At 39.4% G+C, this 25,758-nt stretch carries 23 protein-coding genes and 1 riboswitch; of the genes, 22 read left to right on the forward strand and 1 reads right to left on the reverse strand.

Annotated elements, in window-relative coordinates; translation table 11 throughout:
- The first annotated feature begins 45 nt into the window (after positions 1 to 45).
- The 12 genes from JCM9157_RS00960 (at position 46) to JCM9157_RS01010 (ending at position 12,485) form a co-directional block, all read left to right on the forward strand.
- A complete protein-coding gene (locus tag JCM9157_RS00960) occupies positions 46 to 1,317 on the forward strand; it encodes an MFS transporter (RefSeq protein ID WP_035661102.1) in 1,272 nt (423 codons plus the stop codon).
- A 123-nt stretch (positions 1,318 to 1,440) separates the two neighbouring features.
- Positions 1,441 to 1,555: riboswitch (SAM riboswitch) on the forward strand.
- Positions 1,556 to 1,698: 143 nt separating this feature from the next.
- Positions 1,699 to 2,724 (forward strand): methionine ABC transporter ATP-binding protein, encoded by a 1,026-nt coding sequence (locus JCM9157_RS00965; RefSeq protein ID WP_035661104.1) that lies wholly within the window; start codon positions 1,699 to 1,701, stop codon positions 2,722 to 2,724.
- Complete coding sequence (locus JCM9157_RS00970) at positions 2,717 to 3,385, forward strand: methionine ABC transporter permease (protein WP_035661107.1); 669 nt, start codon at positions 2,717 to 2,719, stop codon at positions 3,383 to 3,385. Before JCM9157_RS00965 ends, JCM9157_RS00970 begins: the two co-directional genes overlap by 8 nt.
- 17 nt (positions 3,386 to 3,402) lie before the next feature.
- A complete protein-coding gene (locus tag JCM9157_RS00975) occupies positions 3,403 to 4,275 on the forward strand; it encodes a MetQ/NlpA family ABC transporter substrate-binding protein (RefSeq protein WP_035661110.1) in 873 nt (290 codons plus the stop codon).
- A 592-nt stretch (positions 4,276 to 4,867) separates the two neighbouring features.
- Complete coding sequence (locus JCM9157_RS00980; RefSeq protein ID WP_035661111.1) at positions 4,868 to 5,239, forward strand: carboxymuconolactone decarboxylase family protein; 372 nt, start codon at positions 4,868 to 4,870, stop codon at positions 5,237 to 5,239.
- Between the two features lie 197 nt (positions 5,240 to 5,436).
- Positions 5,437 to 5,574, forward strand: a complete 138-nt coding sequence (locus JCM9157_RS24825; RefSeq protein ID WP_162831745.1) for a YuzK family famiily protein — start codon at positions 5,437 to 5,439, stop codon at positions 5,572 to 5,574.
- 315 nt (positions 5,575 to 5,889) lie between these two features.
- A complete protein-coding gene (sufC, locus tag JCM9157_RS00985; RefSeq protein ID WP_035661113.1) occupies positions 5,890 to 6,681 on the forward strand; it encodes a Fe-S cluster assembly ATPase SufC in 792 nt (263 codons plus the stop codon).
- 65 nt (positions 6,682 to 6,746) lie between these two features.
- Positions 6,747 to 8,054: a Fe-S cluster assembly protein SufD gene (gene sufD, locus JCM9157_RS00990; protein WP_035661114.1), complete on the forward strand. Its 1,308-nt coding sequence runs from the start codon at positions 6,747 to 6,749 to the stop codon at positions 8,052 to 8,054.
- Complete coding sequence (locus tag JCM9157_RS00995) at positions 8,054 to 9,274, forward strand: cysteine desulfurase (RefSeq protein ID WP_035661115.1); 1,221 nt, start codon at positions 8,054 to 8,056, stop codon at positions 9,272 to 9,274. Before sufD ends, JCM9157_RS00995 begins: the two co-directional genes overlap by 1 nt.
- Positions 9,264 to 9,698 carry a Fe-S cluster assembly sulfur transfer protein SufU gene (sufU, locus tag JCM9157_RS01000; RefSeq protein ID WP_035661117.1) on the forward strand — a complete coding sequence of 145 codons (435 nt, stop codon included), beginning with the start codon at positions 9,264 to 9,266 and terminating at the stop codon, positions 9,696 to 9,698. The genes JCM9157_RS00995 and sufU overlap by 11 nt, the downstream gene beginning before the upstream one ends.
- Positions 9,699 to 9,791: 93 nt before the next feature.
- A complete protein-coding gene (gene sufB, locus JCM9157_RS01005; protein WP_035661119.1) occupies positions 9,792 to 11,189 on the forward strand; it encodes a Fe-S cluster assembly protein SufB in 1,398 nt (465 codons plus the stop codon).
- Between the two features lie 282 nt (positions 11,190 to 11,471).
- Positions 11,472 to 12,485 (forward strand): DUF3231 family protein, encoded by a 1,014-nt coding sequence (locus JCM9157_RS01010; protein WP_035661121.1) that lies wholly within the window; start codon positions 11,472 to 11,474, stop codon positions 12,483 to 12,485.
- A 56-nt stretch (positions 12,486 to 12,541) separates the two neighbouring features.
- Here the strand turns inward: JCM9157_RS01010 and JCM9157_RS01015 are convergent, their stop codons facing one another.
- Positions 12,542 to 13,111, reverse strand: coding sequence for a LysM peptidoglycan-binding domain-containing protein (locus JCM9157_RS01015; RefSeq protein ID WP_035661124.1), 570 nt, complete (start codon positions 13,109 to 13,111; stop codon positions 12,542 to 12,544).
- A 343-nt stretch (positions 13,112 to 13,454) separates the two neighbouring features.
- Between JCM9157_RS01015 and JCM9157_RS01020 the strand changes: the two genes are divergently transcribed.
- The 10 genes from JCM9157_RS01020 to JCM9157_RS01060 all read left to right on the forward strand — a co-directional run bounded on the left by JCM9157_RS01020 (position 13,455) and on the right by JCM9157_RS01060 (position 25,411).
- On the forward strand, positions 13,455 to 16,073 hold the full coding sequence (locus tag JCM9157_RS01020) for an alpha-amylase family glycosyl hydrolase (RefSeq protein WP_052012866.1): 2,619 nt from the start codon (positions 13,455 to 13,457) through the stop codon (positions 16,071 to 16,073).
- Between the two features lie 320 nt (positions 16,074 to 16,393).
- The gene (locus JCM9157_RS01025) at positions 16,394 to 17,242 is read left to right on the forward strand and encodes a DUF72 domain-containing protein (protein ID WP_035661125.1); all 849 of its coding nucleotides are present in this window, start codon (positions 16,394 to 16,396) and stop codon (positions 17,240 to 17,242) included.
- 49 nt (positions 17,243 to 17,291) lie between these two features.
- Complete coding sequence (locus JCM9157_RS01030; RefSeq protein ID WP_035661127.1) at positions 17,292 to 18,104, forward strand: sulfite exporter TauE/SafE family protein; 813 nt, start codon at positions 17,292 to 17,294, stop codon at positions 18,102 to 18,104.
- Between the two features lie 20 nt (positions 18,105 to 18,124).
- Positions 18,125 to 19,486 carry a bifunctional metallophosphatase/5'-nucleotidase gene (locus tag JCM9157_RS01035; protein WP_035661129.1) on the forward strand — a complete coding sequence of 454 codons (1,362 nt, stop codon included), beginning with the start codon at positions 18,125 to 18,127 and terminating at the stop codon, positions 19,484 to 19,486.
- A gap of 111 nt (positions 19,487 to 19,597) precedes the next feature.
- On the forward strand, positions 19,598 to 19,903 hold the full coding sequence (locus JCM9157_RS01040; protein ID WP_035661132.1) for a YunC family protein: 306 nt from the start codon (positions 19,598 to 19,600) through the stop codon (positions 19,901 to 19,903).
- A 367-nt stretch (positions 19,904 to 20,270) separates the two neighbouring features.
- Positions 20,271 to 20,606, forward strand: a complete 336-nt coding sequence (locus JCM9157_RS25070) for a hypothetical protein (protein WP_235714762.1) — start codon at positions 20,271 to 20,273, stop codon at positions 20,604 to 20,606.
- Positions 20,603 to 21,382, forward strand: a complete 780-nt coding sequence (locus tag JCM9157_RS01045) for an HD-GYP domain-containing protein (RefSeq protein WP_235714763.1) — start codon at positions 20,603 to 20,605, stop codon at positions 21,380 to 21,382. The genes JCM9157_RS25070 and JCM9157_RS01045 overlap by 4 nt, the downstream gene beginning before the upstream one ends.
- A 270-nt stretch (positions 21,383 to 21,652) precedes the next feature.
- Positions 21,653 to 22,684, forward strand: a complete 1,032-nt coding sequence (locus tag JCM9157_RS01050; protein ID WP_035661135.1) for a TAXI family TRAP transporter solute-binding subunit — start codon at positions 21,653 to 21,655, stop codon at positions 22,682 to 22,684.
- Complete coding sequence (locus JCM9157_RS01055) at positions 22,671 to 23,168, forward strand: DUF1850 domain-containing protein (protein WP_035661137.1); 498 nt, start codon at positions 22,671 to 22,673, stop codon at positions 23,166 to 23,168. Before JCM9157_RS01050 ends, JCM9157_RS01055 begins: the two co-directional genes overlap by 14 nt.
- A gap of 221 nt (positions 23,169 to 23,389) precedes the next feature.
- Positions 23,390 to 25,411 (forward strand): TRAP transporter permease, encoded by a 2,022-nt coding sequence (locus tag JCM9157_RS01060; RefSeq protein WP_235714764.1) that lies wholly within the window; start codon positions 23,390 to 23,392, stop codon positions 25,409 to 25,411.
- Positions 25,412 to 25,758 lie beyond the last annotated feature (347 nt).

Genomic DNA, 25,758 nt, shown 5'->3' on the forward strand with positions numbered 1-25,758 from the left:
TATCATATTTAGAGATACGAAATAAAAAGAAAATGGTGTTTGTTTATGAAGAGGTTTTTTGGAGAGTGGACAACACAGTTAAAATCCTACAATAAAAATATTCAATTGTTTCTATTGGCATCCGTACTAGCCAATATCGGAATGGGTATTTTCATGGTGATTTATAATTACTACATTCGCGAGCTTGGTTATGATGATCAGATGAATGGTAGGATTATTGCGATGCAGGCGATGGCAAGTGCGATCGCTTTATTACCTGCAGGTTTATTGAGTGATAAATTTGGAAGAAAAAAATTAATTTTCATCGGTGCAATCTTCACTGCGACTAGTCTTTTGCTTAGAGCTGTTTTGACAGCAGACGTGACGTTATTAACAACGGCCTTTGCCACAGGTTTTTTCATGGCCTTTATTCAAGTTTCTTCGATTCCTTTATTGGCTGAGAACTCAACCGAAAAAGAACGAGTTCATTTATTTAGTTTCAATTTTGCACTGATCATGGTAGCTAATGTAATTGGAAATGCACTAGGAGGAACACTGACGGATTTATTCACTTTCTTATTTTCAATTTCAATGCTAGAAAGTGTACGTATTACATTAATCATTGCCTCTTTCTTCTTTTTCATGGCATTATTACCTGTACTAAAACTTCGTGAAGAACTAAAAAAACGAGAACAAAAAACAGGAGCAAGCTCGTTAGGGAAATTATTTACGACACATCGCTCAAGCTTAAAATGGATTGGACTTTTTGCGATTGCTAATCTGTTAATTGGATTTGGCTCAGGCTTAGTCATTCCTTATTTGAATATTTATTTTAGTGACCGCTTTGAAATCAGCAATTCTTTGGTTGGCATTATTCTCTCACTAGGCCAAGCGATGACAGCTGTTGCCTTTATGATTGGACCATCTGTTGTGAAACGATACGGTGAAGTGAAAGCTGTTGTCATGCTTCAAATCGCATCGCTTCCGTTTCTTTTGTTAACAGCGTACACAGAAACACTTTGGTTAGCCGTAATTGGTTTTCTGTTTAGACAGGCACTTATGAACGCAGGAAATCCAATTCAAATGGCTTTAATGATGAGAACGGTTGACGATTCGATGAAAGGACTAGCCAATTCGGTTGGGCAAATGATCTTTCAATTAGGTTGGGCCGTGATGGGACCCGTCTCAACGTCGATTGTAATTGTCTACGGAGCTTATTATGGATATGCTTATGTCTTCACAATCACTTCTGTTCTTTATTTAATTGGATCAAGTTACTTCTACTTTGTCTTCAGACGTTTAGATAAGAAAAATAAAAATGTTGAAGAAGTGGCCTAAACAACAATAAGCAAAACACTGATTTTTCTAAAAAGAAAGACATTTTCATTTGCTGATTATATCTATTGACTCTATTTTTCTTGCATGCTATTATTCTCTCATTGTTATAAAATATCACATAAACTCTTATCCAGAGTGGCGGAGGGACTGGCCCGACGATGCCCGGCAACCGTTAGATGAAACGTCATCTAAGAAGGTGCTAAATCCTGCAAAGCAATTTTGCTTTGAAAGATGAGAGAAAGGTGTAACGATCCTTTCTGTCATCATAGGCAGAAAGGATTTTTTGTTTTAAATAAAAAGGCTAGTCAAATACCCATCCAATTTTAATTCGGAGTATTCAAATTGGATAACTGATAAAAACAAAAGGAAGGAGGAAGGAAATTGATCTCGTTACAAAACATTCGAAAAGTGTTCAAAACAAAGGATGGTCCTGTCGTAGCTGTTGATGGAATTGATTTAACCATTAATGAAGGTGAAATATACGGTGTGATCGGATACAGTGGGGCTGGTAAAAGTACGTTAATTCGTATGTTGAATTTACTAGAACGCCCTTCTGAAGGTGTCGTTGAAGTGGCAGGCCGAAGCCTGTTAAAGCTAAGTCAAAAAGATTTACGAAAAGCTCGTCAAGAAATCGGTATGATTTTTCAACACTTTAACTTACTTTGGTCACGAACAGTGCGCGAAAATATTTCTTTTCCACTCGAAATAGCCGGTGTGAAAAAGTCTGAGCGTGATAGACGAGTCAATGAGCTCATTGACCTGGTAGGTCTTCAAGGAAGAGGAGAAAGCTACCCCTCGCAATTAAGTGGTGGTCAAAAGCAACGAGTCGGGATCGCGCGCGCGCTCGCTAATAATCCCAAAGTGCTCCTTTGTGATGAAGCAACTTCAGCACTAGATCCAAAGACAACGGACTCAATCTTAGATTTGCTAGTTGATATCAATGAAAAGCTTGGTTTAACCATTATTTTGATTACACATGAAATGCATGTTATTCGAAAAATTTGTCACCAAGTTGCTGTGATGGAAGCAGGACGTATTGTCGAGCAAGGACCTGTTCGTGAAGTGTTCCGAAAGCCAAAGGAAAACATGACGAAAGAATTTGTTAAGCAGATCACTGAGCCAGAAGAAACGGTCGATGCCGTCACACACATGTTGGCGGAGCACCCAGATGGACGGGTCGTTCAACTAACATTTGTTGGTGAAGAAGCAGAACGCCCACTCATTACTCAGTTGATTAGACATTTCGATATCGAAGTGAATATTGTTCAAGGAAAGATTACCAAAATTCAGCAAGGCTCCTATGGGACGCTGTTTGTCGCGTTAAATGGCGACCAAACTGAAATAGATCGAGCGATCGCCTTCATCAGAGAGAAAGAAGTAGAAGTGGAGGTGATTGTCCATGCTTGATCAATACTTTGGCAAAGTAAAGTGGGATAAATTGTGGGAAGCAACACTTGAAACGTTTTATATGACAGGAATCTCAGTCGCAGCCACCTTTATTTTAGGATTGATTTTAGGTTTAACCTTATATTTAACAAGTAAAGGTAACCTATGGGAAAATGCATTGGTAAATGGTGTCATAGGATTAATCGTTAATATCTTTCGCTCCATTCCATTTATTATCTTAATCGTCCTACTGATTCCTTTTACGAGAATGCTTGTCGGTTCGATGCTCGGTGCGAATGCTGCTTTGCCAGCTCTAATCATTGGTGCAGCTCCATTTTACGCACGGATGGTTGAGATCGCCCTGAGAGAAATTGATAAAGGTGTTATCGAAGCTTCGCAAGCAATGGGAGCAAGCAATTGGGATATTATTCGCAAAGTATTAATTCCCGAATCGTTGCCCGCTTTAATTTCAGGTATTACGGTTACCGCGATTGCTTTAGTCAGTTACACAGCAATGGCTGGAGTGATTGGAGCTGGAGGGCTTGGGCACTTTGCCTATCTCGAAGGATTCCAAAGAAACAACAGTCAAATCACATTAGTTGCAACCATCGTCATCCTACTCGTTGTTTTCATGATTCAATGGCTAGGTGATTATTGGACAAATAAATTAGATAAAAGATAATTAGGGGGAAAAGAAAAATGAAAAAGTTTTTAAGTATCATTGGTGCAGCCGCACTATCTCTATCATTAGTAGCATGCGGTACAGCTGAGGAAGAAGCAGCTGAGCAAGCAGGAGAAGAAGCGCCTGAAGGTGAAGAAGTAGTTCAAGAAGAATTAACAGAAATCGTAGTAGGTGCATCAGCAGTTCCTCATGCAGAAGTTCTTGAGTTTATTCAACCACTACTTGCAGCAGAAGGAATTGAGCTGAAAATTCAAACGTTCCAAGATTACATTTTACCGAACCAAGCACTACGTGACAAAGACATTGATGCAAACTATTTCCAAACTCCAGGGTACCTTGCTAGACAAATGGACGAAAACCCAGACTATGATTTTGTTGAAATTGGATCTGTTCATGCTGAACCAATTGGAATCTACTCAAAAGAATTTGAGAGCTTAGATGAGCTTCCTGATGGAGCGGTTATCATCATGAGTGACTCGATTAGCGATCACGGTCGTATTTTACCAATCTTTGAGCGTTATGGCTTAATTGAGCTTGGTGTTGAAGAAGGCGTGTTAGCAACAGTAGAAGATATCACATCAAACCCGAAAAACCTACAATTCGATAAGCTTCAAGTAGAAGCTAGAATGCTTGCACCATCTTTTGAAGCTGGTGAAGGAGACGCAGTTGTTATTAATACAAACTACGCACTTGAAGGTGGAGTTGACATCGACCAATACGGAATTGCATTCGAAGGCGAAGACGTACTACAACCTAACTTGATCGTTGTACGCTCTGAAGACGCAAACCGTCCAGAATTATTAAAATTAGTCGAGGTTCTTCAATCTGAAGAAGTTCAACAATTTATTATTGAAACGTATAACGGTGCTGTTATTCCGTTAGTGAAATAATTAATTTTATATCTTGGGTTGACGAGGAAGCACTTGGATTAAGACATAATCCAAGTGCTTTTTTTAGTTGAATAAAATTATAGTGAGTCTGCTTTGAGAGGAGGTTGGAGGACACAGGAGCTCTAATTGCTGAGAAATAGGGTATTTTGAAGGCGAGAGCGGCCCCCAGGTACCTTATTGGTTGAAAAAATGTTGGTAGAGCAAGTAAATCTGGCTGATAAGGAACCGTGTGTCCGCGGAGGTAGAGAAAGGAGCTGGTTTAGGTTGAATAAGGCATCGTGAGTCCGCACCGCAATGTGGGAGGACACAGGAGCTCTTATTGCTGAGAAATAGGGTATTTTGAAGGCGAGAGCGGCCCCCAGGTACCTTATTGGTTGAAAAAGTGCTGGTAGAGCAAGTAAATCTGGCTGATAAGGAACCCTGTGTCGGCGAAGGCAGGGAAAGAAGCTGGATTATATGAAATAAGGTATCCTGTGTCCACATTGAAAAGAACCAAACACAACTTTCCACTTTTTAAACATCGTCTTGCATAAACCCCTCTAGTGCAACAAATACTACCATTGTTACATTTTGACATAAGGGGGCCATTATAATGGATCAACAAAATAATCCAATTGAACAAGCGTTACATGAGTATAAGCAAGGTTTAGGGAACTTCACACAAAAAATGCCGGAAATCGCAAGAAAATACAATGCTTTTACAGAAGCTTGCTTTGCTGAAGGGAAACTTTCTCAAAAAGAAAAGCAGATGATCGCTTTAGGTATTAGTGTTTATTCTCAAGATGAGTATTGCATCATCTATCATGCAAAGGGCTGTTTAGATCAAGGTTGCACAGAAGAAGAGATTCTTGAAACGGTTGGTGTAACAGCTGCATTTGGTGGAGGAGCTGCAATGAGTCAAGCAGTAACACTTGTTCAAGAATGTTTAACTGAATTAGGCGGAAACGGTTCCCAAGTTCAATAAGGGAGTATTTATTAGCATTTGTATTGGTAAATTTTCTGACAATACATAATCGCTTCTCACAACCGTATATCCGTTCAGATCTCGTTTTTTCAACATTGGTCATATTTTCTTACTATGATACGATTGTTTATGACAAAACGAGAAAGGGTTGATTCAGTATCCATTCATTAGAAGGAAACAAGGATGTAACAAGTGAAATGGAAAAAGGAATGCAACAAGCTCATGGGATTAGTTATTCTGAGTATGAACGTAGCTTAGAAAAACGAATTCAAATCGAGAAACAACGTGAAAAAGATTACGAAGCTAGTAAAAAAATTGCCGCTCAATTTGGCTAGATCAAATTAAATATGATAAAATTATTATTGAGTAGTACCTTGTGGTGCTACTTTTTTCTATGTAAAATATTTATTTTAAGTATTGTCTGAAATGTTGTACATACTTAGTATAGATGCGCCATGAAAAGCACAAATACGATGGTAGAAAATGTTAGTACTATAAGCATAGGATTAATAGTTTTTATCTGCTGTCTCTTCCTTGAACTTATAATAGATTTGTTATAAGATTAGAATGAGAATAAATTGAGAATCAAAAAACTAAACAAATTAAAGTAGCTTTGTCATAGATAAAGCAATACATTGGAGGTCATTGTAATGTCAGTACCACATCTTAAAATTGAGAACCTACACGTATCAGTAGAAGGAAAAGAAATTTTAAAAGATTTCAACCTTGAAATCAAAGGTGGAGAATTCCATGCAATCATGGGACCTAACGGAACAGGTAAATCTACTTTAGCTTCTGCGATCATGGGTCATCCTAAATATGAAATCACTAGTGGATCAGTAACGATTGATGGTGAAGATTTACTTGAAATGGAAGTTGACGAGCGTGCACAAGCTGGTCTTTTCTTAGCAATGCAATACCCAAGTGAAATTAGTGGTATTACAAATGCTGATTTCTTACGTTCAGCTATTAACTCAAAGCGTGAAGAAGGCGACGAAATCTCACTTATGAAGTTTATTCGTCAATTAGACAAGAAAATGGACGTTCTTGATATGGACGAGTCTTTCTCACACCGTTACCTAAACGAAGGTTTCTCTGGTGGAGAAAAGAAGCGTAATGAAATTCTTCAATTATTAATGCTTGAGCCGAAATTTGCGATTCTTGATGAGATTGACTCTGGTCTTGATATCGATGCGCTTAAAGTAGTTTCTAAAGGTGTAAACGAAATGCGCAGTGAGAACTTTGGTTGCTTAATTATCACTCACTACCAACGTTTACTTAACTACATCACACCTGATAAAGTACACGTAATGATGCAAGGTCGTATTGTTAAATCTGGTGGTGCTGAACTTGCTGCACGTCTTGAGGCAGAAGGTTATGACTGGATTAAAGCTGAGCTTGGTATTGAAGACGAGCGTGTAGAAGCAAACCAAGAAGCTTAAGTCAGGCACAAACAATAAACAAACGACTCGTTTAACGAGAGTACAATAGTAAAGGGTGGGTATGTATGTCAGTCGAGACAAAAGGATTGTTCGAAAAAGAACAAATTGAATCATTCTCGAATGGACGCAATGAACCAGCATGGTTACGCGACATTCGATTAAAAGGCTTAGAGCTATCTGAAACAGCAGAGCTTCCAAAGCCTGATAAAACAAAAATAGATAAGTGGAATTTTGTTCAAACTCGTTTTGATATGAATAAAAAGCCAAAGGCCGTTTCAGTGAAAGCTCTATCAGAAGCAATCCAAGCTTTAATTGGTGAAGAAACAGCTGAACAAAACTTATTAGTGCAACAAGATACAACAGCAGTTTACTCAAAAACAAATGCTGAGTTAGCTGAAAAAGGAGTTATCTTTACTGACATTGAAACGGCTGTTCATAAACACGCAGATCTTGTGAAGCCTTTCTTGTTCGGAGAAGCAGTAAAGCCGGAAGAAAACCGTCTAGTGGCTCTACATGCAGCTCTTTTAAATGGTGGAGCGTTCATCTATGTTCCTAAAAATGTTCATGTAGAAGTTCCATTACAAGCGGTGTTTTCTTTAGAAACTCCTGATGCTGTACTAAGCAATCATGTAATTGTGGTAGCGGAAGAAAATAGTTCAGTTACGTATGTAGAAAACTATACTTCTTCAAGTGAAGGATCGGCTGTCGCTAATATCATTGCCGAAGTATATGCTAAAGCAGGAGCTAAAATTGCTTTTGGTGCAGTAGATAACCTTGGTAGCAATGTGACAACCTATGTAGTACGTCGTGGTCACGTTGATAAAGACGCTCGTATTGACTGGGCACTTGGTCAAATGAACGATGGAAATACGGTTTCAGAAAATACAACGCATCTTGTTGGCGACGGTTCTTGGGCAGATACGAAAACTGTTACAATTGGTCGCGGAGAGCAAAAGCAAAACTTCACAACACAAATTTTCCACCATGGTAAGCATTCTGAAGGTCATATCCTGAAGCATGGTGTAATGCGTGAAGCAGCTACTGCAATCTTCAACGGTATTACAAAAATTGAGCATGGTGCAACGAAATCAAATGGTGTTCAAACTGAGCGTGTTCTAATGCTAAGTGAAAAAGCTCGTGGAGATGCGAACCCGATTCTTCTTATTGATGAAGATGATGTTACTGCAGGACACGCTGCTTCTGTTGGTCAAGTAGATCCACTTCAAATGTTCTACTTAATGAGTCGTGGTATTTCACGTACAGAAGCGGAGCGCTTAGTTATTCATGGTTTCTTAGCGCCAGTTGTGGAACAATTACCAATTGAATCTGTTAAGGAGCGTATGCGCGAAGCGATCGAAAGGAAAGTGCGCTAATGAATGCAAAGGAGATTAAGGAATTATTTCCGATTCTCAACCAAGATGTGAATGGCAGCCCGCTTGTTTATTTAGACAGTGCGGCTACCTCGCAAAAACCACTAAAAGTCATTGAGGCTATTGATGATTACTATCGTCGATACAACTCAAATGTTCACCGTGGGGTTCACACGCTTGGAACACTTGCAACAGATGGATATGAAGGAGCCCGTGAAAAGGTTCGTAACTTCATCAATGCTAGTTCGATTGAAGAAATTGTGTTCACTCGTGGGACAACAACAGCACTTAATTTAGTTGCCGGAAGTTACGGTCGCGATAACCTTAAAGAAGGAGATGAAATTGTCATCTCCATGATGGAGCATCACAGTAACATCATCCCTTGGCAACAGGTTGCGAAAGTAACAGGAGCAACGTTAAAATACTTGCCACTTCAGCCAGATGGTACGATTGATTTAGCTGATGCGGAAACAACTATTACGAACAATACAAAAATTGTTTCGGTGATGCACGTATCAAATGTGCTCGGAACGATTAATCCGATTAAGGAAATCGCGGAAATTGCTCATCGTAATGGGGCCATTATGGTCGTGGACGGAGCTCAAAGTACACCACATATGAAGATTGATGTAAAAGATCTTGATTGTGATTTCTTTGCTTTTTCAGGTCATAAGATGGTAGGTCCGACTGGAATAGGAGCACTCTATGGTAAAAAAGCTCTGCTAGAAAAGATGGAGCCAATTGAATTTGGTGGTGAAATGATTGACTTTGTTGGTCTTCAAGATTCAACATGGAAAGAGCTTCCTTGGAAATTTGAAGGGGGTACACCAATTATTGCAGGTGCTATTGGACTAGGAGCTGCCATAGACTTTCTACAAGAGGTAGGATTAGATGAGATTGCTAAGCATGAGCATGAACTTGCTAGCTATGCGATTGAACGTATGTCTGAAATTGATGGGATGTCGATCTTCGGTCCGAAACACCGAGCTGGAGTTGTGACATTTAATTTAGATGACGTCCATCCTCATGATGTGGCAACGGTCCTTGACGCAGAAGGAATCGCAGTACGCGCAGGTCACCACTGTGCTCAACCGCTGATGAAGTGGCTTGAAGTAACAGCGACGGCTCGTGCTAGCTTCTATTTGTATAATACAAAAGAAGATGTCGATGCCCTTTACAAAGGACTAGTAAAAACAAAGGAGTACTTTGGAGATGTCTTCTAATCTTGATACCCTTTACAGACAGGTAATAATGGATCACTATAAAAATCCTCGTAATCGCGGGGAATTTGAAGAAGAAACGGTTACCGTAAACATGAACAATCCAACATGTGGAGATCGTATTCAACTTCAAATGAAAGTAGAAGATGGAAAAGTTACGGCTGCAAAGTTCAGTGGTGAAGGTTGCTCGATCAGTTTAGCTTCCGCTTCTATGATGACTCAAGCGATTAAAGGCTTGAAACTAGAAGAAGCTGTTGAAATGTCACAAATTTTCTCAAACATGATGCTTGGAAAAGATTATGACGATGACCGCTTTGACTTGGGTGATATTGAAGCTTTGCAAGGTGTCGCTAAATTTCCAGCTCGTATTAAATGTGCAACTTTGGCGTGGAAAGCGATGGAAAAGGGAATTAACGATCACCAATAGTTTTAGCAATGAGAACAGCTGCTTTTAACCTTGTTACAAGCAGCTGACCAGCCATTGCAACCTAGATACACAAATGATAAGGGAGGGTTTCAAATGGCTAAAAAAATGCCTGAAATCGGAGAATATAAATACGGGTTCTCAGACAAAGATGTCTCGATTTTCCGTTCAAAGCGTGGCTTAACGAAAGAAATCGTTGAAGAAATTTCACGCATGAAAAGTGAACCACAATGGATGTTAGATTTCCGTTTAAAATCATTAGAATTATTCTACAAGATGCCAATGCCACAATGGGGTGGGGATCTTGCTGAATTAAACTTTGATGACATTACTTACTATGTTAAGCCATCAGAGAAATCGGAAAAATCTTGGGATGAAGTACCGGAAGAAATAAAAAATACATTTGATAAACTTGGTATCCCAGAAGCAGAGCAAAAGTATCTTGCAGGGGTTTCAGCTCAGTATGAATCTGAGGTTGTTTACCACAACATGAAGCAAGAGCTTACAGACCTTGGTATTCTTTTCACGGATACAGATACGGCCTTAAGAGAGCATGAAGAAATTTTCAGAGAGCACTTTGGTACGATTATTCCGCCAACAGATAACAAATTCGCAGCTTTAAACTCAGCGGTTTGGTCTGGAGGATCTTTCATCTACGTACCAAAAGGAATCAAAACGGAAACGCCATTACAAGCTTATTTCCGTATTAACTCAGAAAACATGGGTCAATTCGAGCGTACGTTAATCATCGCTGATGAAGACAGCTCTGTACACTACGTAGAAGGTTGTACAGCACCTGTTTACTCAACAAACTCACTACACAGTGCGGTTGTTGAAATCATCGTTAAGAAAGATGCTTACTGCCGTTATACAACGATCCAAAACTGGGCTCCAAACATCTTCAACCTAGTAACAAAGCGTGCAGTAGCTGATGCTGGTGCTACAATGGAATGGGTTGACGGTAACATCGGTTCAAAATTAACGATGAAATATCCAGCTGTTATCATGCGTGGTGAAGGAGCAAAAGGTACAATCCTTTCTATCGCGATCGCAGGTAAAGGACAGCACCAAGATGCTGGTGCGAAAGTTCATCACCTTGCACCAAACTGTTCATCAACGATTGTATCGAAATCAATCTCTAAACATGGTGGTAAAGTAACATACCGTGGTATCTGTCACTTCGGCCGCAAATCAGCTGGTTCGAAGTCGAAGATCGAGTGTGATACATTAATCATGGATAACGAATCAACATCTGATACAATTCCATACAACGAAATTCTAAACAACAACATTACGCTTGAGCACGAAGCTACTGTATCAAAAGTATCTGAAGATCAACTCTTCTACTTAATGAGCCGTGGTATTTCTGAGCAAGAAGCAACAGAAATGATCGTAATGGGCTTCATCGAGCCGTTCACAAAAGAACTTCCGATGGAGTACGCTGTTGAAATGAACCGCCTAATCAAGTTCGAAATGGAAGGTTCTATCGGTTAATTAAAAATGATTATTACAAGGAAGCGCCGCATTGCGGTGCTTTTTTTTATTGTCAAGTTTAAGAGCATAAGCAGATGTAAGACGTTTTATAAAATCAATTGAAACGTAATTCATAAATTAAATGAAAGAAAATCTAATAAAATCGTCCTTACACGAAATTGAAGACTGCAAGGAAAACGAGCCTCGTATCCTTTCAGAGCGCTACTTTACATATGTTTAGTTATACTCCGTTAATTTCTGGGGTACTATATTAGTAAGCACTTATAGGAGGGCGGAACTAGAATGCAGCCTGGTAACAAAAAAGTGCAGATCACGTCGTCAGAGCTTGGTGATTTATGGACAACTTACATGAATGATTCAATGGCGATCTGCATGTTTAATCAATTTTTACAACACATAGATGATGATGAAATAAAAGTTATTCTTGAGTATGCTTTAAAGCTTTCTGAAGAGCATTGTGCGTTTATTGAGGGTTTATTTAAAGAGGAAAATGCAGCTATTCCACAAGGATTTAATGTCGAGACAGATGTTAATTTATCTGCTCCAAGACTGTATTCTGATACGTTCTATCTGATGTATCTACATAACATGGGTAAGATTGGTGGAAATAGCTTCACGCTTTGTTTAGCAACCTCGGCTCGTAAAGATGTGAGAGATTTTTTTAGAAAATGCGTAGAGCATTCAATGGAGTTATTTGAACGAACCTCATCTACTTTACTCTCTAAGGGATTGTTTTTGCGTCCGCCTCAAATAGAAATGCCTAAGCAAGTTGATTTTGTTCAACACCAAAGCTTCTTGAATGGATGGTTTGGAGATAGAAGGCCGTTAAATGCAGTAGAGATCATGAATTTATTCTTTAATATCGAGAGAAATCAAATCGGTAAATCATTAGTAACTGGATTTAGTCAAACGACAACTGATAAGGAAGTTGCTAACTATTTTGTGAGAGCGAAGGAAATCGCAGCAAAGCATATTGAGATTTTCGGATCAGCTTTAAGTGAGTCAGAACTTCCATCGCCAATGACTTGGGATACGATGCCAACGACTTCAACAACTCAAACTTTCTCAGACAAGCTTATGATGTTTCACGCAACGGTCTTAACGGGAGCTTCAGTGAGTCATTACGGAACGAGTATGGGGACAAGTCCACGTCGTGATATTGGAGTAACCTATAATCGGATCATTCAAGAGGTATTACTTTTTGCCGAAGATGGAACACAAATCATGATAAACCGCAGTTGGTTAGAACAACCGCCCCAAGCACCAAATCGAAGTGCGCTTGTGAAGAAAGATTAATTAAAGAGAAGAGATAAAGAGAGGATGACCTGAAGTCATCCTCTCTTAACTTTTTATTATGAGGTTGGAATAGTAAGTGTTGATCCTATTGGTAATGCCAATAGATTCACATTTGGATTAGCTTCTCTTAAATCGTTTACGGTTACACCATTATAGACCGAAGCAATGTTCCAAAGAGTATTACCCGGTTGTACTGTGTGTGTAACGGAGTCTCCAGAGCCATCTGAGCTTCGAATGGTCAGTTGGGAGCCAACTGGTAAAGCATAAGGGTCTATACCAATATTCTCAACGATAAGATGCTCAACAGTCACCCCATCATAAGTATTGGCAATGTTCCAGAGAGTGTTACCAGGCTGAACGGTGTGTGTGACTTTTTCTTCATCTGAATTGTCATCATCTACTCGTTCTAGCAAAATCTCTGTACCGATAGGAAGGCTATTTGGGTTTAAATTATGGTTGATGTTCATTAGCTCCTCCGTAGTCATATGATGATTTTGCGCGATACTCCAAAGTGTATCACCTTCCTCAATGGTCGTTACTGACGCGGCACTAGGGGATAAACTCGAAAACCCGAAAACCATACCTGCTGCCAGAATAGGTGTCATGAATTTTGTCGTTTTTTTCATGCTATCTCCTCCTTTGTTAGTAACGTTCATTTACTGTATACCTGTTAGATGAGATTTTAAACTTATGTATCGACAGAATCATACAAATTTTTCAGACCATCCCTGTTTATCTCTAAGTACATTCTTAGTCGGTATTTTACCTACTTAGAAATGTCCGTTATTGAATCTTCTCAATTTTGAATGCGAAATATATCAAAATAAGCTTGTGTAGGTAATTTAAAGTGCAAACGATTTCGTAAACGGTGTTCACTCCAGCTATTTACCATTGCAATAAACCTATTTTACTAGTAAGATTTAATGTAAGCGTTTTTTTCTATTTTAAAAGGGATAAGGAGGATAAATGATGAAGCGTTTATCTATGGTTTTTTTATGTTTATTGATTTTATTGACCACTTTTGTGCCAACGTTTGCGCAAGTTGGTTTTGCCCAATGGAGTGCTGAGGACGGAGGGTACGAAAACGTTGTATTGCGGGGGAGTGTTGCTCCGTTAACTTGGGATGGTTATGACCATCCGCTTGTGTTTGATGAAAGTGAAGGTGCTTGGGTCAGTGAACCTATTAATCTGCCTGGTGGACAGAATGTAGAGTATAAATTCGTTTACGATAGTGAGTGGATGCCAGGCGAAAATTTAGAGTTTACAACCGCTCAAGCAGGTGAATATCAATTTGTTTTTTATCCACAGGATGAAAGAAGGGTAGATGTTCGTCCGGCTGTTGATTATGAAGGAGAATTAACCCTTCAGCTTGAATTGCCAGAAGGAACTCCTGATTGGGTTGTGGTGACTGTTGCCTCTAATTTAAATAATTTCACTTATACTACAACGGAGATGACGAAAGAGGAGAATGGTCTTTATTCGCTAACGGTTGAAGGAAATCCTGGTGAAACATTTGAATATCGTTATGGGTTAGGAGATATTTTGTATCAAGAAATGAATCCGGATAACCGATCCGCTGTTTTTTCAGAAACCGGAACATTGATTGAAGATAAAGTTGAAGGTTGGACGGGTATTCCGATTGCAACAAATGTAGTTCACGACTTTAATCATTCTCCTTTTATTCCAACCGAGAATGATGATGTCGTCATTTCTGTTGAAATCGAACACCATGGTCCGATTACACATGGTGCAATCTATTTTACAACAGACGGAGCTTCTCCAGATGGCGCAAGAGGGAATGCGGTAGTTGGCCAAACGGCTGAGCTCACTTTAGTTCAAACAAACGAACAAGACAGGGGAGGCTTTGTCTCTGTTTTTGAGGGAATAATCCCAGCTCAAGAAAATGAAACACCTGTAAAATATAAAATCGACGTCTGGAACGAAGCGGGAGAAGGCTCACAGTTTGCTGATACAAATAGCTTAACGGCTCGTGAAGCAACGGAATTTGCTTATTATGTAGATGATTTCAGGTCGCCGCAATGGGCGAAAGACGCGGTCATTTATCATATTTTTGTTGATCGTTTCAAAGACGGAAACAAAGACAACAACTATGATACAGTCGATGCGGATGAAGTCGGGTTAGAGGAAGCGTTAAAGGACTGGATGGGCGGAGATCTTGAAGGGGTTATAGAAAAACTAGATTACCTTGAAGAGTTAGGTGTGAACACGATCTATTTATCTCCTGTGTTTGAAGGACCTTACTCACACGGTTACCATCCCATGGACTTCTTAAATATTGATCGTAATTTTGGTTCGCTTGAGTTGCTTCAACAATTAATATCAGACGCAAAAAGTCGTGACATGAAAGTTATTTATGACATGGTTCCTAATCACAATTCAAATTTGCATCCATTTTTCGAAGATGCGCTAGCGCTTGGGTCAGAAAGTCCTTATTATGACTGGTATACTTTTTATGAAGATGGCTCTTATGAAGCGTTCTATGGCATCGAATCTTTGCCTCAGCTTAACAACGATCATGATGAAGCCAGAGATTATATGCTAAATGAAGTGATTCCGTTTTGGTTAGAAGAGGTAGGATTTGACGGGTATCGTTTAGATTATGCGAAAGGACCAAGTTACAGCTTCTGGGTCGACTTCCGCCATGCGGTTAAACAACTTGATAAAGACTATCTTATTATCGGTGAAATTTGGGATAGCCGTAATAAAATTAATTCGTACTCAGGAAAATTAGACGGAGCTCTTGACTTTGGTTTTCATGATACGTTTAAAGGTGCTTTTGCCGAAGAGGGTTCCCTTCGTAATGTGAGTAATCTAGTACAGGAAAATCTTGAAATCTATCACTCCGAATATATTATGACGTCTTTCTTAGATAATCATGATGTGCCAAGATTTTTACATGAAGTTGGAAATGATACTAAGAAACTGAAACAGGCTTCATTTACACAGTTTACATTACCGGGTACACCGATGATTTATTATGGAACAGAGGTAGGGCTTTCGCAAACTAAAGATCATAACGACTACTCAGATTGGAAAGACCGTTGGTATCGTGAAATGATGATTTGGGACGAAGAGCAGGATCAAGAATTGCTCGCTCATTATAAAAACATCATTGCTTTACGTGCAGAGTATTCTGCTTTACGAACAGGTAGTTATGCTGAAATTTTTGCTAACGATGATATGCTGATTTTTGAGAGAGAAGATGCAGAATCAAGGCTTTTGCTCATCGTTAACAAAGGTGTAGACCGCACTCTGAATCTAGCTTCTCTTTATAAATTTGAGGAATTACGCGATGTTAGTTTGCTTAACGTTTGGACAGGGGAAGAGCATCAAATAGAAGAAGGGACCATTCGCTTGCGTACGGGTGAAACCGGGTTTGCCGCTTTTGAAATAAAGGGCGAGTTAACGGAAGTAGTTACTGGGGCTGATGTGGATGTGGAAAAAAATAAAGAGGTCGAGGAGAACGCCGGCTCAGAGACGAATCCGTATGTGTTTTTCTTGATAGGGTTAATCGTCATACTCTTTGCCGCAGTCTCTTATTTCCTCAATAATAGAAGCAAGAAGTAATGCTTAAAAGTGAATCCTCGCGTTCAGTCGAGGTTCACTTTTTTTTGCGTTGTACTGCTACGACGGATTTCGTAGATTTATAAGGGTTAGTAGATATATTCGTAAAGTAGTAGATAAATGAAGGGGAAAAGTAGAAATATGAGTTCGGTTAGTAGATATATCAGAAAATTAGTAGATATATCGCAAAAATAGTAGATAAAATTCCGGGCGACAGGCACCTAAAAAGAAAATGTGAAAGTCGAGGCGGGGAGTGTGAGACCGAGTAGTAAATCAGGTATAATAAAGTCAATGAAGATTTACGGTAAAGTGGGTGGGTGGCGATGATTTATATTGGCTTGGCGGGCTGGGGCGATCATGATGATTTGTATATGAACGGAACGCAAAGGCAGTCGAAGCTTGAAGTGTATGCAGGACATTTTCCGATTGTCGAAATTGATGCCTCGTTTTATGCGGTACAACCTCTTCGGAATATGGAAAAATGGGTGAGTGAAACACCGCCGGCTTTTCGGTTTGTGGTGAAAGCCTTTCAAGGGATGACGGGTCATCAAAAAGGATTTGATCCGTTTCAATCGAAAGAGGAGATGTTTGAAGCGTTCCGGTTGTCGTTAGCTCCGTTGCAAAAAGCGAATAAATTAGCGATGGTGCTCTGTCAGTTCCCACCTTGGTTCGATTGTAAAAAAGAACATGTACAGTGGATTCGTTTTGTTAAAGAACAACTAAAGGAAATACCGGTTGCCCTCGAATTCCGTCATCGTTCGTGGTTTGAAGAACAGACTCGTGAAAAAACACTTCTTTTTATGAAACAAGAAGGCTGGATACATAGTATTTGCGATGAACCGCAAGCAGGCCAAAGATCAGTGCCAGTTGTAACTGAAGCAACAGATCAGCAAAAAACGCTCATTCGTTTTCATGGACGCAATGTTCATGGTTGGAATGATCCGGGTGATGGTACATGGCGGGACGTCCGTTATTTATATGAATATAATAAGAAGGAATTAGAAGAGTGGAAAGAAAGACTTGCGCTTTTACAAACGCAATCGAAGGACATTTACATTATTTTCAATAATAACTCTGGTGGGCATGCAGCGGGAAATGCAAAGCAACTAATTGACATGTTAGGAATAGAGTATGCTGGACTTGCACCTAGACAACTCGATTTGTTTTCTTGATAATAATAAAGATGGCATCACGGATGTTTAACGAGGAGTAGGTGTGAAAATGGTCTGGATCATCTTAGCTTTAGTCGGTTTAATCGGCGGAACGATCGGAAGCTTAATGGGTTTGGGTGGCGGAATTATTGTTGTTCCGGCTTTATTGTTTCTAGCTAGCTATTCCATTTTAGAGATTACCCCGCAAATAGCAGTCGGCACATCTCTTGTTATTATGATTGGTACGGGTTTGTCAGCTACCATTGCTTATGTCAAACAAAAGAAGGTTGATTACAAGAGTGGATTGCTCTTTTTTTGTGCAAGTGGGCCGGGTGCAGTTGTTGGAGCTTGGTTAAATCGTTTGGTGGATACAGAAGCGTTTCAACTTTTATTTGGTGTTTTTATTTTGCTTATGGCCACAGTCCTGTTTATCCGGAAATATTTGAAGAAGCGGCCATATGTAAAAAAGAGAATTGAACGAGAGTATATCGACACGGAACAAAATCTATATACATATGGTTATAACATACTTCCTGCGCTTTCTGTTGCTTTTATGGTAGGAATGTTGTCAGGGCTCTTTGGGATTGGTGGCGGTTCATTGATGGTTCCAGCCATGGTTGTGCTTTTTCATTTTCCTCCCCATTTAGCTGTTGCTACATCGATGTTTATGATATTGCTCTCGGCAATGGTCGGATCTGTTTCACATATGGTATTAGGAAATGTAAACTGGTTATACGTGTTAGCTCTTTTGCCAGGTGCTTGGCTTGGAGGAATAGCAGGGGCAGCGTTAAATAAACGTTTAACCAGTGAGAAATTAATGATTGTTTTTAGACTCATGTTAATCGTGATTGCTCTTCGGTTAATATATGAAGGGATCGTGTAACAGCGGGAAGGAGGAAGCGGATGACACATAAACAAATAACTATTTTTCATACGAATGATATACATAGCTGTTTTGATAACTGGTCACAGATGGTTGCTCATATCAACCACCATCGTGATGCAAACACATTATATGTTGATCTTGGTGACCATGCCGATAGAAGTAACCCGTTAACAGAAGCGACGTTTGGAAAAGGCAATGTCGAACTTTTGAATGCTGCTGGCGTTGACTACGCAACGATTGGTAATAATGAAGGTATTACATTTTCAAAAGATCAATTAAATCATCTATATGACGATGCTCAGTTCCAGGTGGTCGTTGCAAACTTATTTGATCAAAAAGGAGAGCGCCCCGATTGGTCTATTCCTTTTACTGTACATACGATGGAGAATGGAGTAAAAATTGGCATTATCGGATTAACTGCACCATTTACTCTTTCCTATGAACAACTAGGCTGGGACATAACTTCTTACAAAATACAACTTGAAAACTTACTTCCTGTTGTAAAGAAGCAAGTGGATATTCTTGTACTTATGTCACATCTTGGATTGCAAAAAGATGAAGAAATTGCAACCGAATTTAATGAAATAGATGTTATTATCGGTGCACACACCCATCATGTCCTACCAAACGGCAAATGGATTGGTAATACGTTAATCGCACAAGCGGGCAAGCATGGAGCCTTTTTAGGAGAAATTTCAATTGAATTCAACGAGTTGAATAAGCAGATTCAACAAAAACATGCCGTCCTACATGATGTCAAAACGAATGCGAAAGATTCGCAAACGGATCATATATTAAAGAGGCTCGAAGTAGAAGCAGTGCAACTGTTAAGTGAACCTGTCGCAACCATCTCAGAACCACTGATGATAGATTGGCATAAGCAGACTGAATTTGGCCAATTGCTTTGTGACGCTGTAACGGAGTGGTGTGGCAAGGAAATTGGCATGTTGAATGCGGGCGTTCTGCTTGAATCGTTGGAGCACGGTCTTGTCACAAAGGCAGACACTCACCGAATCTGTCCACATCCAATCAATCCTTGTGTCGTTGAATTGACAGGCAGGGAGTTAGAGAACACGATAAAAAGGGCTTTATCAAAAGAAATTACAGAATTAGAGTTAAAGGGTTTTGGCTTTAGAGGGAAGGTTTTGGGTGTGATGTTATTTACAGGGATTGAGGTAAATACTCAATCTGATCAATTAGAGATTTTTATACAAAACAAGCCTCTTAAAGAAGAAGAAACCTATCAGCTAGCGACTCTTGATATGTACACATTTGGTTATCTCTTTCAAGAAATTACAGATTCAAAGAATAAGCAGTATTTCATGCCTGAGTTTCTAAGGGACGTACTAGTTTGGAAATTAGCTCAAATTGGGACATAACCTAATAGGGGGATGCCCTTTTTAAACGAAGACGTAATTTAGGTTCACGCCTTTAATCATCTATTCATATCGTACTAATGAGATTGGAATGATGATTAGGGAGGGTTTACAATGCTTGAAATGAATCCAATTCAAATAGAAGGTGAGACGTTTATCGCTGTTACATTAAAGCTCCCGAAAACCAATTTTATGGCAGTTATGAACGACACGGGATACATCATGTGTGGAGCTTTAGACGTAGCCCTTTTAAATGCCAAGCTTAAAGAACGTAAAATTGTCGCAGGTCGCGCTGTTGGCGTTAGAACGATTGATCAATTATTAGAGGCACCGCTAGAATCTGTGACACTAGAAGCAGAACAATTAGGCGTCACAGTTGGTATGAAGGGGAAAGATGCATTGCTAAAAATGAAATACTAATTTTAGCAATAGAAGCAAATACGCAGACAAAAGGTAATACGAATTGACCATTAAATGACGTGATCATTTGGTGGTCAATTTTTATTTCATTAAGCAAAAGTTTCCAATGTTTAATTAAATGAAAGATATACCGATATTTTAAAAGGGAGAAAATGTTTCAATCTCTTTTTTCGACAAAATTCGAAGTTTTTCGTGTAAAAATGCATAGTTTTGCTTGCGCACATTTTAATATGTTGTACACTAGATATAGGACAATGGAAAAGGTCAGAACGATTATTAAACACTTTTAAATTCTATAACATAGACGTGCCAATTAGGGCAGTGCTCCATTCTTTAATCTATTATCACTACTGAAAAGGAGAACATTATGAGGTTAGTTTCGATACGCTCTATAATCTCTGGTACTAAGCTTGCAAAACCTATATATAACGATAATGGTCAAGTGCTGTTGTTTGAAGGAGCGGAATTAACCGAACGAGTTCTCGACAGGCTTACTCAACTTGGTTTCTCGTTTCTATATGTTCAAGACAGTCAAACGGATGATATTGTTGTTGAAAATGTGATTACCGAGGAAACAAAACGAAAAGCAATAAAAACGATTAAAGATGAATTTATAGCGATAGCGGATGAGTTGAAGTTAAAGAAAACCTTTAATGCAGATCATTTAAGCAAGGACTTTGGCAAAGTAGTCCAGTTGAGTTGATCTTAGCGGATATTAAAAATAACAAAGATGCTTTAGCGATTCTATCAGATATCTTTGTATATGATAGTTATATATTCACACATTCTCTTAATGTGACCGTTTATACGCTTGGTTTAGCGGTTGAGCTTGGCTTTACGGAGAAACAATTAATGGACATTGGAATGGGCGCGTTGTTACATGATGTTGGCAAGATGGCGATACCAACAGAAGTCTTAAATAAACCTGGTAGGTTGACTGTTGAAGAATTTGAAATTATAAAGTCCCATGCTAAAGCAGGCTACGATATGCTCCGAAATGCTCCAAACATTTCTTTGTTGTCCGCGCATTGTGCTTTCCAACATCATGAACGTATAGACGGGACAGGCTATCCACAAGGACTAAAAGGTAATCAAATTCATTACTACGCCAAATTAATTGCGATAGCAGACGTTTTTGATGCGGTAACATCTAATAGAATTTACCGCAAGCCGATGCTACCTCATGAAGGTCTAGAGTTGCTTTATTCAGGAGTAGAAAATCAATTTGATCAAAGTTTGGTGGAAGCTTTTAGAAAAACGATAGCCGTTTACCCAGCTGGTTTAAAAGTGAAACTAAGCGATGGTAGAGTAGGAATCGTAGTAAAACAAAATAAACAGTTGAGTACTCATCCAGTCGTCCGAATTATAGAGGAGCACTCTAGAGAACTCGCGAATCCATATCAGTTAGATTTAGTTGAACAGTTGAATGTTACGATTGTTGAGACGGAAACAACGCTTGCAGCGAGTAGTTTTGTTTAGCTTTTGTAGTTAATGAATGAACGTTTGCGAGCGGTAACTGGCTCACAAGCGTTTTTTTAGGTTGCAAAAGCAAGAAGACTGCAGGATTTGTCGAACTATTACTAATTTTTGGTTATTATAGCTAATAATAGATTTATCTTACAAATTAGCCCTAATAAGTTGTAAAATGAAAAAGATATAGATAGAATAGAAAAGGGTTCAATGAAGATAGGTTGTTAAGCGAGCCATTGGTTTGCTTACATATAAACAAACATAAGGGGGAATTTTCAAATGAAAAAAGTTAGTTACTTAATGATGTTAGCATTAGCTCTTATGCTAGTACTAGCTGCTTGTGGTGGCGCTGCAGATCCTGATCCAGCTCCAGCGGATGATGCTGAAGAAACAGGTGAAGAAACAGAAGCTGAGGGTGGCGAGGCAACAACTCGTGAATTCACAGACATTACAGTCATGACAGGTGGAGAACAAGGTACTTACTTCCCACTTGGTGCGGCACTTGCGAATAATATTATTAACGTTCACGTAGAAAACGTAGATGCTGCTTCTTTCTCATCAGGTGCTTCAGTTGCGAATATCAACAGCCTTGTTGATGGAGATGCTGATCTTGCATTAGTTCAAAACGATGTAGCGTTTTTCGCTTCAGAAGGTATTAACATGTTTGAAGAAGCTGGTGCACTAGAAGGATTCCAAGGAATCGCAACACTTTACCCTGAAGTAATCCAAATTATCACGGCTGCTGACAGTGGCATTGAAACAGTTGAAGATTTAGTAGGTAAGCGTGTTGCTGTAGGTGACTTAGGTTCAGGTGCTGAAATCAATGCTCGCCAAATTCTAGAAGTTCACGGCCTTTCATATGACGACATCAGTGAAGAGTATATGAGCTTCGGTGACGCAGCTGGAAGCATTCAAGATGGAAACATCGATGCTGCATTCATCACAGCTGGTTTACCAACTGGTGCTGTTGAAGCATTAAAAGCAACAAAAGAAATTTCACTAGTTTCAATTAGTGCAGAAAAGATTGCTGAACTTTCAGCTGCTTATCCGTACTACACAGAGTTCACAGTACCGGCTGATGCTTACGGAACTGCTGGTGATACAACAACTGCTGCTGTTCTAGCTATGCTAGCAGTATCAGCTGATATGGATGAAGACCTTGTTTATGATATAACTAAAGCAATGTTCGAAAACACAGATGCTTTCAGTAATGCTCACCAACAAGGAAATAACATCACACTTGAGTCCGCTCTTGATGGTATGTCAATTCCTGTTCACCCAGGTGCACAACGTTACTATGACGAGCAATAAAAAGAAGAAGATCGGCAAAAAGGCAATGCTCTTTAGCACTGCCTTTTTGTTCCTTTTGGTATGTGTGATGATTCTTACCTTTTTCCAACAGAAACAAGCATATTTTTTGCAGATTTACTTACCTTACGAAGATGAGGTTTATTTTGAAACAGAAGTTACTGTCAATGATGTGTTTTATCATGAGTATATTCATTCTGTAGAGTTATCTCCTGTAAGAGAATACTACAAAATCAATGAACAGTATCAAATGGTAGCAACCGAAAGTTGGACGCAATCATTTGGGGCTGGCTTGCCCTATGAAGCAAAGGATGAGTTGGAAATGAAAGATGGTTTTATCATTATTAAGCAGGAACGTTTAATTGAACATTTAAATATCCTTCCTTCACATCTTTTTCCGCATTCGTTTCATGTGGGAGAGGAAACGGTTGATTTATCTGGTGAATTAAACGGAGAGCGACTACGGATTCGAGTAATAACCAAATAACATTGTTGTAAAGTAGTATTTACTCGTAGTGAAATGGAGCGGAAGTCACTCGACTCCTGCGGGAAATTAGGTAGGGCCGAGACCCCACAGGCTCGGCACCTCCCCGCGGAAAGCGAGTGACTGCAGCGCAATGCAACGACCGAACATACATGTGAAGACAGGTAAGCCCTAAACCAAAAGTTTGCAAAAAACAGTCTTATCATTTGAAAGGAGTTGAACGTATGTCAAAGAAAGAGGAAATTAGTTATCAAGCTGATCCCGAAGTTGAAAAGAAAGTAAACGAGCTAGCAGGCAGTGACAGGGTCCTGCGTGGCTGGATGGCGCTACTCATTTTAGTCATTGCGATTGCGATGTCGTTGTATCATTTGTACACGGCAGGCTTTGGTTTAATGCCAGGTGTCGGAACTCGTACTCATATGATTATCCATTTAACATTTGGACTTGCGCTCGTATTTTTAATTTTTCCAATAAAGAGGGGACTTGGTCAAACAAAAATTGTTTGGTATGACTTTTTAATTGCCCTTCTCGCGATTTTTGTAGGCTATTATTTATATGCAAACCAAACATCAACGTCGATCTTGACAGGTCGAATGTCAACAATGGATTTAATTATGGGAATAACCCTACTCGCTCTTGTGCTTGAATCAACAAGACGTGTAGTTGGAAAGCCATTAGTGATTATCGCTTCGATTTTTATTGCTTATTTCTTTTTAGGGCATTATCTAAACCCACCGTTTAGACATACACGTGCTAATTTTGAAAACTTTATTTATGAAATGACTTATACGACTTCTGGAATTTTCAGTACACCGTTATCGGTTTCAGCTGTATACGTCTTCATCTTCATTTTATTTGGAGCGATATTAGAAGCGACTGGTGCGGGTAAAATGTTTATCGACTTAGCTCTTCGTGCATTTGGTAAGTATAAAGGTGGGCCAGCCAAAGCTGCTGTTGTATCTTCTGGGATGCTAGGATCTATTTCGGGGAGTTCGGTAGCCAATGCGGTTACAACAGGGACATTTACGATTCCGTTAATGAAAAAAGTTGGTTTTAAGCCACAAGTTGCCGGTGGAATTGAAGTAGCTTCATCTTCTAGTGGCCAGCTTTTGCCACCAATCATGGGGGCAGCCGCTTTCTTAATGATCGAATACACACCATATACGTATGCGGAGATTATTCGTTCGGCAGCGATTCCAGCTATTTTAAGTTATATCGCGATTTTATTTATGGTTCATATTGAAGCGTCCAAGCATAATATCAGCGGTTTACCGAAGGAAATGCTTGTGTCAGCTCGTAAAACTCTGATTCAGCATGGATATTTAATTTTGCCGGTCATTATTTTGGTGTATTTCTTAGTAAGAGGAAACACGGTTCCAAATGCCGCATTCTTTGCCATTGTGATCTTACTAACGCTTGCTGTGTTCACTCACCGGATGCGAGAAAAAATGGGCGTTGGCCTTTTAATTGCCGCAATCGTTGGTGGTTTCGCTTATGCGATGCATTTTGTATTAGATTGGCGAATTGAAATTGCTGTCATGGTTGCGATCGGGATATTTGTAGCTTTATTTGTCATCCTATTGCAGAAGCAGTTTAAAATTGATGCAGCACCTGTACGGTTTGGCATGAGAGAATTGTTTGCTGGCTTTGAAATGGCAGCACGTAATTCTTTAACAGTAGTTGTTGCATGTGCTACTGCTGGTATTTTAATTGGGGTTATTAACTTAACAGGATTATCAGCAAAGCTACCAATTATCATTGTGAACTTTGCTGGAGACAACTTATATCTAGCTCTTGCGTTTACTCTAATTGCTTGTTTAATTTTAGGATTAGGATTACCAACAACGGCCACATACGTTATTTTAGCAGCGATGGTCGCTCCGGCTCTTGTTCAAATGGGTGTACCGATTATGGCCGCTCATTTATTCGTTCTTTACTACGGAATTTTAGCTGATGATACACCGCCTATTAACTTACCGGCCTATGCCGTTTCTGGTATTGCAAACTCTGAGCCGATAAGTACGGGTATTCAAGGTTTTAAGTTTGACTCAGGGGCGTTGTTATTACCGTTTGTTTTTGCTACGAATACCGTTATTTTATTGTTACCTGAGAACGCAGGCTTGTACACATGGCCAGTCATTGCACAAAATATTTTCACAGCTTTACTTGGGATCGTCGCATTTGTTGTGTTCATCCAAAATTTCTTCTTAGTTAAATTGCGTTTCTATGAGCGTCTATTAGCCTAGCTACAGCTCTCGTATTCATTCATGGTTCGTGGATGACAGATGTAGCCGGAATCGCATTGTTGATTCTTTTAGTGGCTATCCAAGTGATGCGTAAGAAAAAAGGCGGAGATGGAGTTCAACCACAGGCAACGTAACTAGGAATTATTTCACAGGAAATCAATTGTCAGATAACTTTAAACAGGTGTTTAGTTTAAACTAAGCACCTGTTTTTTTTGTGTGAAAGCTATGAAGAATTCGGTGATGATAGTTGGTGCTTAGCGATCGCTCCGGAAATATACTTCGCTAAGGATCTGAGTTTAAAATTTTATTCATTTACCAGACTCTATTTTTAAAAAAACCAAAGTGAA

The sequence above is a fragment of the Halalkalibacter akibai JCM 9157 genome (genome assembly GCF_000513135.1).
GTDB lineage: Bacteria > Bacillota > Bacilli > Bacillales > Bacillaceae_D > Halalkalibacter > Halalkalibacter akibai.